Source organism: Paenirhodobacter sp. CAU 1674, assembly GCF_029222945.1.
Lineage (GTDB): Bacteria > Pseudomonadota > Alphaproteobacteria > Rhodobacterales > Rhodobacteraceae > Rhodobacter.
On record NZ_JARHUH010000006.1, the window covers coordinates 192,559 to 207,947 of the forward strand.

The 15,389-nt window shown below is 65.7% G+C and carries 16 protein-coding genes and 1 riboswitch; of the genes, 11 read left to right on the top strand and 5 right to left on the bottom strand.

The features are described from left to right. Position 1 precedes the first annotated feature (1 nt). Both P2G62_RS10510 and cobJ read left to right on the top strand, forming a co-directional pair. On the top strand, positions 2 to 742 hold the full coding sequence (locus P2G62_RS10510) for a precorrin-2 C(20)-methyltransferase (protein ID WP_275734851.1): 741 nt from the start codon (positions 2 to 4) through the stop codon (positions 740 to 742). Then, complete coding sequence (gene cobJ / locus P2G62_RS10515; protein ID WP_275734852.1) at positions 739 to 1,479, top strand: precorrin-3B C(17)-methyltransferase; 741 nt, start codon at positions 739 to 741, stop codon at positions 1,477 to 1,479. Before P2G62_RS10510 ends, cobJ begins: the two co-directional genes overlap by 4 nt. Here cobJ and P2G62_RS10520 read toward each other — a convergent pair. Continuing rightward, the gene (locus tag P2G62_RS10520) at positions 1,449 to 2,207 is read right to left on the bottom strand and encodes a cobalt-precorrin-6A reductase (RefSeq protein WP_275734853.1); all 759 of its coding nucleotides are present in this window, start codon (positions 2,205 to 2,207) and stop codon (positions 1,449 to 1,451) included. The two genes, cobJ and P2G62_RS10520, sit on opposite strands and share 31 nt — an antisense overlap. Between P2G62_RS10520 and cbiE the strand changes: the two genes are divergently transcribed. From cbiE to cobF, 7 genes are all read left to right on the top strand, one after another. Beyond that, positions 2,206 to 3,396, top strand: coding sequence for a precorrin-6y C5,15-methyltransferase (decarboxylating) subunit CbiE (gene cbiE, locus P2G62_RS10525; protein ID WP_275734854.1), 1,191 nt, complete (start codon positions 2,206 to 2,208; stop codon positions 3,394 to 3,396). The two genes, P2G62_RS10520 and cbiE, sit on opposite strands and share 2 nt — an antisense overlap. Then, positions 3,393 to 3,770, top strand: a complete 378-nt coding sequence (locus P2G62_RS10530) for a cobalamin biosynthesis protein (protein ID WP_275734855.1) — start codon at positions 3,393 to 3,395, stop codon at positions 3,768 to 3,770. Before cbiE ends, P2G62_RS10530 begins: the two co-directional genes overlap by 4 nt. Further along, entirely contained in the window at positions 3,767 to 4,555 is a 789-nt protein-coding gene (cobM, locus tag P2G62_RS10535) for a precorrin-4 C(11)-methyltransferase (RefSeq protein ID WP_275734856.1), read from the top strand. Before P2G62_RS10530 ends, cobM begins: the two co-directional genes overlap by 4 nt. Further along, complete coding sequence (locus P2G62_RS10540) at positions 4,552 to 5,874, top strand: cobyrinate a,c-diamide synthase (RefSeq protein ID WP_275734857.1); 1,323 nt, start codon at positions 4,552 to 4,554, stop codon at positions 5,872 to 5,874. Before cobM ends, P2G62_RS10540 begins: the two co-directional genes overlap by 4 nt. Beyond that, positions 5,871 to 6,617: a uroporphyrinogen-III C-methyltransferase gene (gene cobA / locus P2G62_RS10545; protein WP_275734858.1), complete on the top strand. Its 747-nt coding sequence runs from the start codon at positions 5,871 to 5,873 to the stop codon at positions 6,615 to 6,617. The genes P2G62_RS10540 and cobA overlap by 4 nt, the downstream gene beginning before the upstream one ends. A 20-nt stretch (positions 6,618 to 6,637) precedes the next feature. Beyond that, a riboswitch (cobalamin riboswitch) is annotated at positions 6,638 to 6,857 on the top strand. Positions 6,858 to 6,888: 31 nt separating this feature from the next. After that, on the top strand, positions 6,889 to 7,554 hold the full coding sequence (locus P2G62_RS10550; RefSeq protein ID WP_275734859.1) for an energy-coupling factor ABC transporter permease: 666 nt from the start codon (positions 6,889 to 6,891) through the stop codon (positions 7,552 to 7,554). A gap of 63 nt (positions 7,555 to 7,617) precedes the next feature. Further along, positions 7,618 to 8,382, top strand: coding sequence for a precorrin-6A synthase (deacetylating) (cobF, locus tag P2G62_RS10555; RefSeq protein WP_275734860.1), 765 nt, complete (start codon positions 7,618 to 7,620; stop codon positions 8,380 to 8,382). Here the strand turns inward: cobF and P2G62_RS10560 are convergent. After that, positions 8,370 to 9,917, bottom strand: a complete 1,548-nt coding sequence (locus P2G62_RS10560) for a hypothetical protein (protein WP_275734861.1) — start codon at positions 9,915 to 9,917, stop codon at positions 8,370 to 8,372. The two genes, cobF and P2G62_RS10560, sit on opposite strands and share 13 nt — an antisense overlap. Positions 9,918 to 10,094: 177 nt before the next feature. Between P2G62_RS10560 and P2G62_RS10565 the strand changes: the two genes are divergently transcribed. Together P2G62_RS10565 and P2G62_RS10570 are read left to right on the top strand one after the other, a co-directional pair. Continuing rightward, a complete protein-coding gene (locus P2G62_RS10565) occupies positions 10,095 to 11,186 on the top strand; it encodes a GSCFA domain-containing protein (RefSeq protein WP_275734862.1) in 1,092 nt (363 codons plus the stop codon). Then, positions 11,176 to 11,844 carry a hypothetical protein gene (locus P2G62_RS10570; protein ID WP_275734863.1) on the top strand — a complete coding sequence of 223 codons (669 nt, stop codon included), beginning with the start codon at positions 11,176 to 11,178 and terminating at the stop codon, positions 11,842 to 11,844. Before P2G62_RS10565 ends, P2G62_RS10570 begins: the two co-directional genes overlap by 11 nt. On the opposite strand, the gene nadC is transcribed toward P2G62_RS10570, so the two are convergent. The 3 genes from nadC to nadA are packed head-to-tail and all read right to left on the bottom strand — an operon-like array spanning position 11,841 to position 15,291. After that, a complete protein-coding gene (nadC, locus tag P2G62_RS10575) occupies positions 11,841 to 12,686 on the bottom strand; it encodes a carboxylating nicotinate-nucleotide diphosphorylase (RefSeq protein WP_275734864.1) in 846 nt (281 codons plus the stop codon). The two genes, P2G62_RS10570 and nadC, sit on opposite strands and share 4 nt — an antisense overlap. Then, a complete protein-coding gene (locus P2G62_RS10580) occupies positions 12,683 to 14,242 on the bottom strand; it encodes an L-aspartate oxidase (RefSeq protein WP_275734865.1) in 1,560 nt (519 codons plus the stop codon). The genes nadC and P2G62_RS10580 overlap by 4 nt, the downstream gene beginning before the upstream one ends. Continuing rightward, complete coding sequence (gene nadA / locus P2G62_RS10585; RefSeq protein WP_275734866.1) at positions 14,239 to 15,291, bottom strand: quinolinate synthase NadA; 1,053 nt, start codon at positions 15,289 to 15,291, stop codon at positions 14,239 to 14,241. The genes P2G62_RS10580 and nadA overlap by 4 nt, the downstream gene beginning before the upstream one ends. Between the last annotated feature and the right edge of the window lie 98 nt (positions 15,292 to 15,389).

Consider the following 15,389-nt stretch of genomic DNA (forward strand, 5'->3'; position numbering starts at 1 on the left):
GATGGGCAAGATCATCTGTGCAGGGCTGGGCCCGGGCGACCCCGATCTGATCTCGGTGCGGGCAGATCGGGCGATCCGGGGGGCGAAGCATGTCGCCTATTTCCGCAAGGCCGGGCGGCAGGGACAGGCGCGCCGGATCGTGCAGGGCATGCTGGCGCCAGACGTTCTGGAATACCCGATGGAATACCCGGTCACGACCGAGATTCCCTTCGACAGCCCCGAATACAACCGCATTCTGGCGGCGTTTTACGACGACTGGGCCGCGCGGCTGACCGATCTGTGCGAAAGCCGCGATGTGGTGGTTCTGTGCGAAGGCGACCCTTTCTTCTACGGATCGTTCATGCACCTTTATGTCCGGCTGCGCGACCGGATCAAAACCGAGGTGATCCCCGGCATCACCGGCATGACCGGCTGCTGGAACGCCACCGGCCAGCCGATCACCTGGGGCGACGATGTGATGAGCGTGCTGATGGGCACCTTGCCCGAGGCCGAGCTGCTGCGGCACATAGGCAGCTCGGATGCGCTGGTCATCATGAAGACCGGGCGCAACCTGCCCAAGGTGCGCCGCGCGCTGCAGGCGGCCGGTCGGCTACAGGACGCCTGGCTGATCGAACGTGGCACGATGCCTGGGCAACGCGTGGCCCGGCTGGCCGAGGTCGACGATGCCGATTGCCCCTATTTCGCAATCGTTCTGGTGCATGGGCATGGCCGGCGTCCGGTCGCAACCGAGGCCGCGGAATGAGCGGCTGGCTGGTTGTGGCGGGGCTTGGCCCCGGGGCGGATGCACTGGTCACCCCCGAGGTTCAGGCCGCGCTGGCCGAGGCCACCGATATTGTGGGCTATATTCCCTATGTCGCGCGGGTGGCGCCGCGCCCGGGCCTGCGGCTGCATGCCTCGGATAACCGTGTGGAACTGGACCGCGCGCGACATGCGCTGGACATGGCGGCGGCGGGGCATCGCGTTGTCGTGGTGTCCTCGGGCGATCCGGGGGTGTTTGCGATGGCTTCGGCCCTGTTCGAGGCGCTGGAGGCCGTGCCCGCCTATCACACGCTCGACATCCGCATCCTGCCCGGCATCACCGCGATGCTGGCGGCGGCCGCGCGGATCGGTGCGCCGCTGGGCCATGATTTCTGCGCGATCAACCTGAGCGACAATCTCAAACCCTTTGCCGTGGTAGAACACCGGCTGCGCCATGCCGCGCAGGGCGGCTTTGCGATGGCGTTCTACAACCCGCGTTCGGCCTCGCGCCCGCATCAATTCGCCCGCGTTCTGGAGATTTTGCGCGAGGAATGCGGCGACGATCGGCTGATCGCCTTTGCCCGCGCCGTCAGCACCCCCGAGGAGCGGATCACCACCGTTACGCTGGCCGAGGCGCACCCCGAAATGGCCGATATGCGCACCGTGGTGATCGTCGGCAATGCCGCCACCCGGCGCGTGGGCCCCTGGGTCTATACCCCGCGTTCCGCCGAGGCGCCGTGATGACGCAGCCAATCCAGAACCTGCGTGACCGATCCCACCGTCTTTCGCGGGGGCAAACCGGGCCGGTCGATCAGAATCACCGGCAAGCCAAGCCTGCGCGCGGCAATCAATTTGGCCTCGGCGCCGGTGCCGCCCGAATTCTTGGCTACGATATGCGTGATGTGATGGGCACGCAGCAGGGCCTCGTCGCCTTCGGGCGTGAATGGGCCGCGCGCGATCACGGCCTGCGCATCAGGCAGGGGCAGGGCGCCTTCGGGCGGATCGACCAGCCGCAGCAGATAATGGTGCTGCGGCTTGGCGGCGAAGGGTGCAAGATGCTGCTTGCCGATCGCCAGAAACACCCGGGCGGGCAGATCGGGCAGGGCGGTGATGGCGGCTTCCAGATCGGGCACATGCTGCCAATGGTCCCCGGAACCTGCCTGCCAGGCCGGACGTTCCAGCCCCAGAAGCGGTATTTTCGTCTCTATGCAGGCGGAAATCGCATTTTTGCTCATCCCGGCGGCAAAGGGATGCGTGGCGTCGATCACATGGCTGATCGCCTCGGCGCGCAGATAGTCGACCAGCCCGGGCACACCGCCAAACCCGCCGATCCGCGTTGGCAGCGGCTGGGCGACGGGGGCTGCGGTTCGGCCTGCATAGGAAAACACCGCATCGAACCCGGCCGCGTGCACCGCACGCGCCAATTGGCTTGCTTCGGTCGTGCCGCCCAGGATGAGGAGTCGCGTCATGTCTGATCCATGGCTGACCATCGTCGGTCTGGGCGAAGATGGCCTTGAAGGGCTGCCGGATGCAAGCCGTGCCGCGCTGCAGGCGGCGGCGGTGATTTTCGGCGGTCCGCGGCACCTGGATCTGGTCGCTGCGGGCGCGCGCGGTATCCCCTGGCCGGTGCCGTTCGATCTGGCGCCGGTGCTGGCCCGGCGCGGGCAGCGCGTTGTCGTGCTGACCTCGGGCGATCCGTTCTGGTTTGGGGCAGGTGGATCGCTGGCACAGCATCTTGCGCCCGAGGAATGGCGCGCCCTGCCGGTCGCCGGGGTGTTTTCGCTGGCCGCGGCGCGGCTGGGCTGGCGGCTGGATAACAGTCTCTGTTTCGGCCTACATGCGGCCTCTTTCGCGCGGCTGCGCCCGGTTTTGGCGCGGGGTGCGCATGTTATCTGCACGCTGCGCGATGCGCAGGCACCCGCCGATCTGGCGCAATGGCTCTGCCAAAGCGGTTTTGGCGCCGCCCGGATGATCGTGATGGAGGCTTTGGGCGGCCCGCGCGAACGCCTGCGCAGCACCCGCGCCGATGCGTTCGATCTGGCCGATATCGCAACGCCCGTCGCCGTTGCGCTGGACTGTGCGGACCTGCCCGCACATGTGGGCCAAAGCCGCGCCGCAGGCCTGCCCGACAATACCTTTGCGCATGACGGGCAGATTACCAAACGCCCGATCCGCGCGCTGACGCTTTCGGCGCTGGCGCCGCGCATGGGTGAATTGCTGTGGGACATAGGCGGCGGATCAGGCTCTATTTCGGCGGAATGGTGCCTTTTGGGGGGGCGCGCGATCACGGTTGAACGTCATACTGCGCGGTGCGCCAATATCGCCGCCAATATCGCGGCCTTTGGGCTGGAGGGTCGCATGACCCTGGTTGAAGGGGTTGCCCCCGCGGCACTGGCCGGGCTGCCTTTGCCCGATGCGGTGTTTGTGGGGGGTGGCGGGGATGCCGCGCTTTATCAGGCATTGCTGCCGATGTTGCCGCCCGGAACGCGGCTGGTGGCGAACGGGGTCACGCTGGAAACCGAAACCGTGCTTGCCGCCTGTCATGCCCGGCACGGCGGCAACCTGCTGCGGATCGAACTGGCGCAGGCCGAGCCCTTGGGCGGGATGCGTGGCTGGCAACCTGCCCGCCCGGTGGTGCAGTGGAGTGTGGTGCTATGAAGATCGCCGGCATGGGATGTCGTGGCAGTGCGACCCGGGCATCATTGCGGGCTGCGTTGTCGATGGCCGAGGCCGCAGGGGGCCGTGTCGATGCGCTGGCGACAAGCCCGCACAAGACGGCAGATCTGGCCGCTTTTGCGCGGGAACAGGGTCTGTTTCTGCATTCGGTTGATGTGTGTGACGTGGTCACGCCGACGCAATCCCCGCGCATCGTGCAGCACTATGGAACCGGGTCGCTGGCTGAAGCCGCCGCCCTTGCCGCAGCGGGGCCGGGCGCACGGATATTGGTGCCCCGCGTGACATCGCCCGATGGGCTGGCAACCGCGGCCATCGCTGTCAGTGCAGACGAAATCACGAAAGGAGCCGCAGAATGACGGTGCATTTTATCGGAGCGGGGCCCGGCGCGGCCGACCTGATTACCCTGCGCGGCCGTGACCTGATCGCGGCTTGCCCGGTTTGCCTCTATGCGGGCAGCCTGGTGCCCGCGGCGCTGCTGGCGCATTGCCCGCCCGGGGCGCGCATCGTGAATACCGCGCCGCTGAGCCTGGATCGGATCATCGAGGAAATTGCTGCCGCGCATGCCGCGGGGCAGGATGTGGCGCGGCTGCATTCCGGCGATCTGTCGATCTGGTCGGCGATGGGGGAACAGTTGCGGCGGCTGCGCGCGCTGGGGATTCCCTATGACGTGACGCCCGGCGTGCCGTCTTTTGCCGCCGCCGCCGCCGCGCTGGGGGCCGAACTGACCCTGCCCGGCGCCGCGCAATCGGTGGTGCTGACCCGCACCTCCGGGCGGGCCAGTGCGATGCCCGAGACCGAAGCCCTGGAAAATTTTGCCCGCACCGGAGCGGTTCTGGCGATTCACCTGTCGATCCATGTGCTGGACAAGGTGGTGGCCGAGCTGACCCCGCATTATGGCGCCGATTGCCCGGTGGCGGTGGTGTGGCGGGCCAGCTGGCCCGATCAACGGGTGGTTCGCGCGAGCCTCGGCACGCTGCAAACCGCGATTGGCGCGGAAATGGAGCGCACCGCGCTGATCCTTGTGGGGCATACGCTCGGGGCCGAGGATTTCGATGAAAGCCGGCTTTATGCAGGCGATTACGACCGCCGTTATCGCCCCGTGGGCACCGCCCCGCGCTTCCCCGACACGGCCCCCGAATGACGCCCGGCCTGATCATTTCGGCCCCCGCATCCGGGACCGGCAAGACCACGCTGACGCTTGGCCTGCTGGCGGCGCTGCGGGTGCGCGGGATGCAGGTGCAGCCGTTCAAGAGCGGGCCCGATTACATCGACCCGGCGTTTCACACAGCGGCGGCGGGGCGTGCTTCGGTCAACCTCGACGCCTGGGCGATGACCGCAGAACAGATCGCCGCGCTGGCGCAGACCCAGGCGGATCTGGTCGTGGCCGAAGGCTCGATGGGGTTGTTCGATGGCGTGGCCCGTCCGGGCGAAGCAGGGATCGGCGCCAGCGCGGATATTGCCGCGCTGATGGGCTGGCCCGTGGTGTTGGTGCTTGACGTATCGGGGCAGGCGCAATCCGCCGCCGCAGTGGCGCATGGCTTCGCCACGATGTGCCCGGGGGTGACGGTGGCGGGGGTCGTGCTGAACAAGGTCGCCTCACCGCGCCATGACGCGCTGGTGCGTGACGGGATGGCCCGTGCGGGGATTACGGTTTTCGGGTCACTGCCGCGCAAGACCGAAATCGCGCTGCCCGAGCGGCACCTGGGTCTTGTGCAGGCCGAAGAGCTGCCACGGCTGCAGTCGATTTTGGAACAGGCTGGCGCGTTCGTTACCGCGCATTGCGATCTGGATGCCTTAATTGCCGCGGCGGCTTCGGGCGGGCCTGAAACAGTCTCTGTTCCGCCTGTTTTGCCGCCACCGGGTCAGCGCATTGCACTGGCGCGCGATGCGGCGTTTTCCTTCGTCTACCCGCATCTGATTACCGAATGGCGGGCACAAGGCGCGACGATCCTGCCGTTTTCACCTTTGGCAGACGAGGCGCCCGACCCTTCGGCAGATGCCTGCTGGCTGCCCGGTGGCTACCCGGAACTGCACGCAGGGCGGCTTGGCTGCACGCAGAATTTTCGTGCAGGGTTGCGGGATTTCGCGCAAACGCGTCCGGTGCATGGCGAATGCGGTGGCTATATGGCACTGGGCACAGGGCTGATCGCGGCAGATGGCACACGGCACGAAATGGCGGGGCTTCTGGGGTTGGAAACATCTTTTGCGAAACGGCGGATGCATCTGGGCTATCGGCTGGCGACACTGGCAACACCGATGCCCGGGATCGCGGCCAGCACCCGGTTGCGCGGGCATGAATTCCACTATGCCACGATCCTGTCGCAGCCCGATGCCCCCCTGGCCGAGGTTCTGGATGCCACTGGCGCGCCGGTCCCCGAAACCGGATCGACCCGAAGCCTGCCCGGTGGCGGCCGGGTCAGCGGCACCTTTTTCCACATGATTGCAAAGGCAAGCGCATGAGCGGTTTTGTATCTTTCGTTTCTTCGGGGCCCGGCGACCCCGAGCTTTTGACGCTGAAGGCTGCCGACCGGCTGGCGCGCGCCGATGTGGTCTTGTTCGACGACCTGGCCTCGGGGCCGGTTCTGGGCCATGCGCGGCCCGGGGCCGAACTGATTGCGGTGGGCAAACGCGCGGGCAAACCCTCGGCCAAGCAGGACCATGTCAACCAGTTGCTGGTCGAACATGCGCAGCGCGGGCTGCGGGTTGTGCGGCTGAAGTCAGGCGATTGCGGGATTTTCGGCCGCCTGGAAGAGGAGCTGACCGCCCTTGCCGAAGCCCGGATCGCGCATGAGATCATCCCCGGCGTGCCCTCGGCCTGCGCGGCGGCGGCCGCGGCGGGGCTGCCGCTGACCCGGCGGCTGACGGCGCGGCGGGTGCAGTTCATCACCGGTGCCGATGTGACCGGCGATCTGCCCGAAGGGCTCAACTGGCCCGCGCTGGCCGATCCCGGCGCAACGACGGTCGTGTTCATGGGCAAGCGCACTTTCCCGCGGCTGGTTGCGGGGCTGATCGGGCAGGGGCTGTCGCCCGACACACCCGCACTGCTGGCCGAGGCGGTCGGGCATCCGGCACAACGGCTCTGTTCCAGCACGATCGCCGCCCTGGCCGCGGATCTTGCGCAAAGCCGGTCAGAGCAGCCAGCCCTGATCCTGTATGGGCCCTTGGCCGGTTTTGAGGCCCCCGATGCCGCGGATGATGCTTGACCCTAGCGCCGCCATGGCGTTTATCTGAACCTCTGTATGGTGCCCATCAACGCGCAAAGCGCAGGGCTTCATCGGGAATGGGGAGGGGCGGACCAAATTGCGGCGCCCGAAGCCCCAGCCGCCCCCGCGACTGTATGCGGTGAGCGCACTTCGACCACGCCACTGGGGCATCCCCCGGGAAGGCAGAAGCTGCGCTTCGACCCGCGAGCCAGGAGACCGGCCATCTGACATAACCCAACCGCCGTCGGGTGTGACGGCACAGGAGATTGATATGCATATCGAACCGGGCCTCGTCGACGGCACCAAAATTGCGCTGAGCTATGCCACCGCCGCGGCGGCTGGCACCTATACCCTGAAAACCGCTTATGGAGCGATCCGCGCGCAAGGCGTGGGGTCGCTGGTCGCGCGTTCGGCCATTGCCGCAGCGGCCGTTTTCACCTTTTTCGAAGTGCTGCCGCACATGCCGGTGGGCGTGTCCGAGGTTCACCTGATCCTTGGCTCGACGCTGTTCCTGATCCTGGGGGCCGCGCCCGCCGCGATCGGGCTGGCGCTGGGTCTGCTGATCCAGGGCGTGTTCTTTGCGCCCTTCGACCTGCCGCAATACGGGATGAACGTGACCACGCTGCTGGTGCCGCTGTTCGGGCTGCAGGTTCTGGCGAAGCGGCTGATCGCGCCGGGCACGGCCTATGTCGACCTGCGCTATGGTCAGGCGCTGGCGCTGTCGACGGCCTATCAGGGCGGGATCGTCGCCTGGGTGGCGTTCTGGGCCTTGTATGGTCAGGGCTTTGCCGCGGCTTCCTCGATCGCGACCTTCGGCGTGGCTTACATGAGCGTCATCCTGATCGAGCCGCTGGTCGATCTGGCGGTTCTGGCGGTGGCCAAGCGCATCCGCGGGCTGCAAGGCTCGGTGCTGGTCACCCCGCGTCTGTTTGCCTGAGCCAGACGCATCGCAAAGAAACGCAAGGGGGTCGCAAGGCCCCCTTTTTTCAAAGGACAGGACATGATCGAGCTTACCCTGATCGGCATCGGCACCGGCAATCCCGACCATCTGACGGTGCAGGCCGCGCAGGCGATGAATGCCGCCGATCTGATCCTGATTCCGTTCAAGGGCGGCGACAAATCCGATCTGGCGGGGCTGCGGCGGGCGATCTGTGCGCAGCACATCACCAACCCGGCCACGCGGATCGTGGAATTCGACCTGCCCAAGCGCGATGCCGCGCGGCCCAGCTATCACGCCGGGGTCGATGACTGGCACGACGCAATCACCGATGCCTGGGAGGCGCAGATCCGCGCAGCCCTGGGCGCAAGCGGCCGCGTGGCGCTGCTGGTCTGGGGCGATCCGTCGCTTTACGACAGCACGCTGCGGATTGCCGAACGGCTGCGCCGGCGGATGGCGGTGCAGACGCGGGTCATCCCCGGAATCACCGCGATTCAGGCACTCTGTGCCGCGCATGCGATCCCGCTAAACGACATCGGCGCGCCTGTTCTGATTACCACGGGGCGGCAATTGCGTGAAAATGGCTGGCCCGAGGCCGTAGATACGTTGGTGGTGATGCTGGATGGCGAGTGTTCCTTCACCACGCTGGCCACCGAGGGCGTGCAGATCTGGTGGGGCGCCTATGTCGGCATGGCCGAGCAGATCCTGCGCGCGGGGCCGCTGAGTGACGTCGCAGCCGACATCTGCACGACCCGCGCCCAGGCACGGGCCGAACATGGCTGGATCATGGATATCTACCTGCTGCGCCGGGCGCCTCAGGCCGCCTGACCGGCGCGCACCATCGTCTTGCCATACCAGTTCCCGCCGCGCCGGGCCGCCTTGGCCTGATAGCGGCGCAGGAAGGGAATATTGCTCAGTTCCGGCGCGGCCATAGCCAGCAGGTCGTCATTCGCCTTGTCGCTGATCCGATAGCGCAGCGGCAGCGAAATCGCCCGGTCGATCAGATAGCGGTCGTTGAAGGGCGAGATATAGAACTGATGCGTATAGCCCCAGAATTTGCCGCCCTGCGACGAGGCCAGGTAAAGCTCGTTCCAGATCATGTCATAGGGCTGCGATTTCAGCGGACCCAGGCTTTCGTACCATTCCAGATATTCGGGCATCCACCGGTCGGCCAGTTCTTCGGTATAATTGTCGCCCTCGGTGATCAGCAGCCGCTTGATCCCGTGACGCGGGTCATGCACCGCCGGGTTGCGCGCACCATTCCTCCAGCTGCTGGCCTGCAGAAGGTCCATCACATTGCCGCGGATATGCCATTGATGCCCGGGTTGTTTGGTATTCAGGCCCAGCAGAACCTCGTTCGGGGGGGCACCGGTAAAGCCGTTCGCAATCATCCAGTCGCGGGTGATCTGACGCTGCCGGAACCGGCCGGGCAGGGCGCCGCGCGGGTAATCGTCGGTATCGTAGATGCGATAGGGCAGGTTCATCCGTTCGGCCACGAGCGAGCCCACGGCGCTGTCGATCCGGCTGTTGTAGCTGTGCGCGAAGGCGAAGAATTCGCCGATCTTGTCCAGATGATCGCGCGCGCAGGCCACCAGATTGCGCGAATCCCGCCCTGCGGAAATCGGCATCACGGTGGGCCGGGCGGCAGCAATCGTGCCGATGGTGCGCGCCAGCCGGTCGCGGATCTCTTCCAGTGCGCCGGGGGCTTGTTCCAGCGGAATGTCGAACACCGCATCGGGTTTCGGCCAGTGCCGGGTCACCGTGAAATCGGTCAGGTTCAGATAGTGGTTCGGCAGCAGCCGTTTGACCTGCGCATCCGAGGTATGGGTCAGCGTGTAATTGCCCTTGCCTGCCAGGATCAGCTCTTCATCGAAGGCCGGGTTCGGTTCGCGCGCACGGTCCAGCGCCAGCAGAACGCTGGAGGCAATGGCGCGGGTTTTCGGATCGAAGACCACACCGAGCGCCGAAACCGGATCGACATAGATACGCACCCCGGCATCCCCGGCAAGGATGACCGCATAGCGCCCGGCCAGCCCTTCGATCAACGGCTCGCAGGCGTCGAAAAACCCCTTGTCGCTGCGGCTGGCGGGCAGGGGCAAAACCGTGTCGATCAGCCCGCCTTCAGGGTGCAGCGCGCCACCCAGAACATAGCCGCTGGGCAGGCCAGCCGCGTCGATCACCGGCGTGACCGGCAGCGCGGGCCCGTGCAACAGCGCCCAGGTATCGGTCACCGGCTTGCGTTGAAAACCGGGCACGCCAAGCGCCGGATTTTCGGTCAGAACAAACTGATAGCGAAACAGGCTTTCGAAGGGGCGCCCTTCCTCCGCGCAGATTTTCTCGGCGGCGGTTTGACCATGTAACATGCGATGAATCCGATCGGGTTATCGTTGCGGCACAAAAATACTTGGCCGAAAGTTATGTGATTGTTTTTCAACCCACAACGTTCAAATCAGGTTGTCAGCCTTCTGGCAGGGTGTAATCCTGCCGCAAAGGCGGGAAGAATGTGATGGCCGACATTTCCCTGCGGAAATGAGGGGACGATGAGCGACGAGCGTAAGAACGACAACCCCTATCGCCACATACCTGCCCGCGGGTTCTGGCGCAGTGCGGTGGCAGAGCCGGGGGTGTTCGGGTTCTCCGATCTGTGGAAATCCGCGTGGACCCTGCCGAAAGACGCGGTGTTCGCCACCTTCGGGTCGTGTTTCGCCCAGCATATCAGCCGGGCGCTGATGACCCGCAAGATGAACTGGCTGAATGCCGAGCCCGCGCCCGGGCGCACGCCACCCGATCTGGCCAAGCGTTACAATTACGGGGTGTTTTCGGCGCGCACCGGTAACATCTACACCGCTGCGCAACTGTTGATCTGGGCGCGGCTGGCGTCGGGCGAGCGCGGGGCGGAGAGTGTCGAGCTATGGACCGACGGCGATGGCCGGATGCATGACATGCTGCGCCCCAAGATCGAGCCGCAGGGATTTGAAAGCGTGGAAGAGGCGCAGGCCTCGCTGCTTTCCACCGCGCGGGCCTTTGCGCGCTGTATCACCGAGGCGGATGTCTTCGTCTTCACGCTGGGTTTGACCGAAGGCTGGGTGAATACCCGCAGCGGCCACAGCTATTCGATCTGCCCGGGCACCGGGGTCGGCACCTTCGACCCCGAGGTGCACGCCTTCCGCAACTATACCTATCCCGAAATCATGCGCGATCTGGATCTGGCGCTAGAGATCATGTGGCGCATGAACCCCAATCTGCGGGTGTTGCTGACCGTGTCGCCCGTGCCGCTGGTGGCGACCGCCTCGGGGGAACATGTTCTGGTCGCCACACAATATTCGAAATCGGTGCTGCGGGCGGTGGCGGGCGACATGGCACGCAGCCATGACGCTGTGGATTACTTCCCGTCCTACGAAATCATCGCGGCGCCGCCCACCCGCGCGGCATTTTTCGAGCCGAACATGCGGGGCATCGCGCAGGATGGCGTGGATCTGGTGATGCGGCATTTCTTTGCAGGGTTGGACCTGTCGGCACCCGCACACAGGCCTGACCGAACCTCCGCAACCGAATCCGAAAGCGAGGCAGAAATGGCGCGCGAGGATCTGGTTTGCGAAGAAATGATCCTGGAGAAATTCAATGACGCCTGAGCTGTTGATATTGGGTGACAGCCATTCGATCGCGCTGAAAGAAGGCGCCGATCTGCTGGGCATCCGGGCCGAGGCGCTGCATTTTTCCGGGTCGCAATGGCACGATCTGAAGTTCAGCTACGGCACCCACGGGTTCGAACCGCGCGGTGTGCGTGCGGGTGTGCAGCAGATGCGCGCGCTGCGCGAAAAACTGGGGGTCACGGATGTGTTCGGGATGGGGATTCCAGTGATTTCGACGCTGGGGTTCCATCTGGGCCGACTGGTGCCGCCCTTCGGCTGGAACAATCACCGCGTATTCGAGCCGGGCAAACCGATGGACAGCGGGTTGATCGCCTCGACCCGGTTCGCCGAGGATTACGTCGCGCTTTATCGCGCACGCCACATCCGCACGGCCCGGCGCCTGGCGCGCAATGCGAAACTGGTGATCGTGGCGCCGCCGCCCGCCTTCGACCGCCCGAATTACGATGCGATCCGCGGGATCGTGACGCGGCAATTGCAGGCGGCTGGCGTCACCGTCTACGACCCGAAGGACGATCTGCTTCCCAAAGGCGGCACGCTGCCTGCGGAATTGCTGATGCCGGACGGGGTGCATGCGACCGCAGAATGCGGCGCGATGATCTTGCAGGCGATGGCAGAGCGCGGGCTGCTCGCGGCCTAGAAATCCAGGCCCAGATCCAGCGTCCGGGCCGAGTGGGTCAGCGCCCCCGAAGAGATGTAATCGACGCCGGTTGCGGCCACCTCCGCGATACGGTCGAGTTTCATGTTTCCCGACGCTTCGAGCACGACGCGCCCGGCCGTCAGCTCGACCGCCGCCCGCAGGGTCGGCGTGTCCATATTGTCAAGCAGGATGACATCCGCGCCACCCACCGCCAGCGCCTCTTGCAGCTGGCTCAGGCTGTCCACCTCCAGCTCGATCCGCATCATGTGGCTGCGTACGGCCTTCGCCGCCTCCAGCACGGCGCGAATGCCGCCCGCCGCGGCGACGTGATTGTCCTTGATCAGGATCGCATCCGACAGGCCGAACCGGTGGTTCGAGCCGCCGCCATGCGCCACGGCCAGTTTTTCGACGACGCGCAGGCCCGGGGTGGTCTTGCGGGTGCAGGTGATGCGGGTCTTCGTGCCCTTGGTCTGGGCCACGAAAGCCGCGGTCAGGGTGGCGATTCCGGTCAGGCGCCCGGCGAAATTCAAGGCCACGCGTTCGCCCATCAGGATCGAGGCGGCCTCGCCCTCGATCACCATCAGGGTCTGGCCCGGGGCGCAGGGCTGGCCATCGGCGACCAGCGTTTCGATTTTCAGCGCCGGATCGACCAGCCGAAACGCGATCGCCGCAATCTGCATCCCCGAGACAACACCCTGTTCGCGCGCATTCAGCCGCGCGGTGTAACGGGTTCCCGGCGCAATCACGGCACGGGTGGTCACGTCGCCCATCGGCGACAGATCCTCGGTCAGAGCGGTGCGCACGAGGGGCTCAAGGATGAAATCGGGAAGCGTCGCGGTCATTGTTCCTCCAGAACGCGGGCACGGATGGCCAGCGCATCGGCAAGGGTCATGTGGGTTCGTTGGGCCATGGCCGGGTCAGATTTCGGAAAATCGGATCGGAAATGCCCGCCGCGGCTTTCTTCGCGGGCCAGGGCCGCTGCGGCGATCAGCGTGGCCGTCGCGGTCATGTTCAGCATGGCTTGGGCGGGATGGGCCGCCTCGATCCGGGCGATCGTCCGCAGGGCCCGTTTCAGCCCCTCGGCATTGCGCACAACGCCCACGCCATCCGTCATCGCGGCCCGAAGCTGCGCGACGGCACTTTCGTCAATCCCTTCGGCGCCCTCGGGGAAGTCGAATTCGATTTCGGGCGCATCGGCTGGCGCACCAAGCTGCGCATCAATTCCCAGCGCACAGATCCGCGCAAAGACCAGCGCTTCCAGCAAGCCGTTCGACGCCAGCCGGTTCGCCCCGTGCAAGCCCGTCGAAGATGCCTCGCCACAGACCCAGAGATTGCCGAGGCTGGCGTGCCCGGTCGCATCGGTGTCGATGCCACCCATATGGTAATGCGCCGCAGCGGCCACTGGAATCGGCTGCGCAACAGGGTCTATTCCGGCCCTTTTGCAGGCTTCGGCCACGGCCGGGAAACGTGTGATCACATCTGCGCCAAGGCAGGCGCGGGTATCGAGCGCGGGGGCGCGGCCCGCCTGACGTTCCAGATACACAGCGCGGGCGACAATGTCGCGCGGCGCCAGTTCGGCATCGGGGTGGACCGGCAGCATGAAGCGTTCACCCGTCGCGTTTATCAGCACCGCACCTTCGCCGCGCAGGGCCTCGGTTGCCAAAGGCGCCGGGTCTTCACCGCTGGCAATCGCGGTGGGGTGAAACTGCACGAATTCCGGGTCCGCAATCCGCGCGCCCGCACGCGCAGCCATGCCGATCACCTGCCCACGAATCCGCGGCGGATTGGTGGTGACGGCAAACAGCCCGCCCGAACCCCCACCCGCCAGCAGGATCGCCGGGCTGCGCAGCAGCGAACGGCCCGAGGACTGATCGGCTTTCTCGATCCAGACGCCGGTGACGACCCCATCCTGCACTTCAAGGCCCGAAGCCATGATCCCTTCGGCCACCTGCACCGAGGGCGTGTGTCGCACAGTGCCGATCAGCGCATGCATGATCTCGCGCCCGGCCTGATCGCCGCGCACCCGCACCACGCGGGCGGTCGAATGCGCCGCCTCGCGCGACATGACATAGCCGCCCGATGCATCGCGATCGAAGGGCGTGCCCAGATCCGTCAGGTCCAGAATATGCTGGCGTGCCTCGGCGGTGACCATCTGCGCAATCGCGGGGTCCACGGTGCCCGCGCCGGCCATCATCGTATCGGCGGCGTGCGATTCCGGGCTGTCGCCACGCGACATCGCCGCGGCAACACCGCCCTGCGCCCAGGCAGAAGAGGCCCCTTCGCCCAGCATTTCAGGAGAAATCACCAGAACCGGGCGCGGCGCCAGTTTCACCGCGGCATAAAGCGCCCCCAGCCCCGCGCCAACGATCACGACGCGTTGCGTGTCGATCGTGCTCACTTGGCGATCTTCCGCGACAACTCGATCATCCGCTCGACCGCGACGCGGGCGCGCGCGGCGATCTCGGGGTCGACGAACACCTCTTCGGTGCCGGTGTGCAGCGAGAACAGGATCTTTTCGAGCGTGATCTTCTTCATGTAGGGGCACATGTTGCAGGGCCCGACGAATTCCACCTCGGGCAAAGCGTCGGCAATATTCGAAGCCATCGAACATTCGGTGACCAGCATCGCGCGGCCCGGATGTTCACGCGTGACATAGTCGATGATGCCGCTGGTCGAACCCGAGAAATCGGCCTCTGCCACCACCGACGGCGGGCATTCCGGGTGTGCGATGATGCGGGTGTCGGGGTGCAGCGCGCGATAGTCGCGCAGATCCTGTGCGGTATATTGTTCATGCACGATGCACGAACCCGCCCACCAGACCACCTTTTTCTGCGGCACCTGCCGTGCCACGTTTTGCGCCAGATACTGATCCGGGGTCATAATGACCGTGTCGCCTTCCATCGCGGCAACGATCTGCGCGGCGTTGGAGGAGGTGCAGCAGACATCCGACGCCGCCTTCACCTCGGCGGTGGTATTCACATAGCTGACCACCGGCGCGCCCGGATATTTGGCACGCATCTGCGCGACACCCTCGGCGGTGATGCTTTCGGCCAGCGAACAGCCAGCCTCCATGTCGGGGATCAGAACCGTTTTCGAGGGGTTCAGGATTTTCGAGGTCTCTGCCATGAAATGCACGCCGCATTGCACGATCGTCTGCGCCTCGACCTTGGTTGCCTCGATCGCCAGCTGCAGGCTGTCGCCCACTACATCGGCTACCCCGTGATAGATCTCGGGGGTCATGTAGTTGTGCGCCAGAATGATCGCGTTCTTCTCGTGCTTCAGCCGGTTGATCGCACGGATATAGGGCGCGTAGCGGGCGAAATCGGGCAGGGTCACCACCCGCTCCATCCGGGCATGCACATCGCGCATCTCTTCGGCCAGCGTCAGCGAGGGCGCGAGGTCGTAGGCCTCGGCCAGGGTGGCGCGCATCGCAGCAAAGTCCAGCATGGGTATCCTCCCCCGAGCCTTAGAACGGATTGGATGTAAGGGCATTGGCCCCGAGGTTAAATGGGAAAAATGCGCCAGACCCCGCATTTATCGTGAAT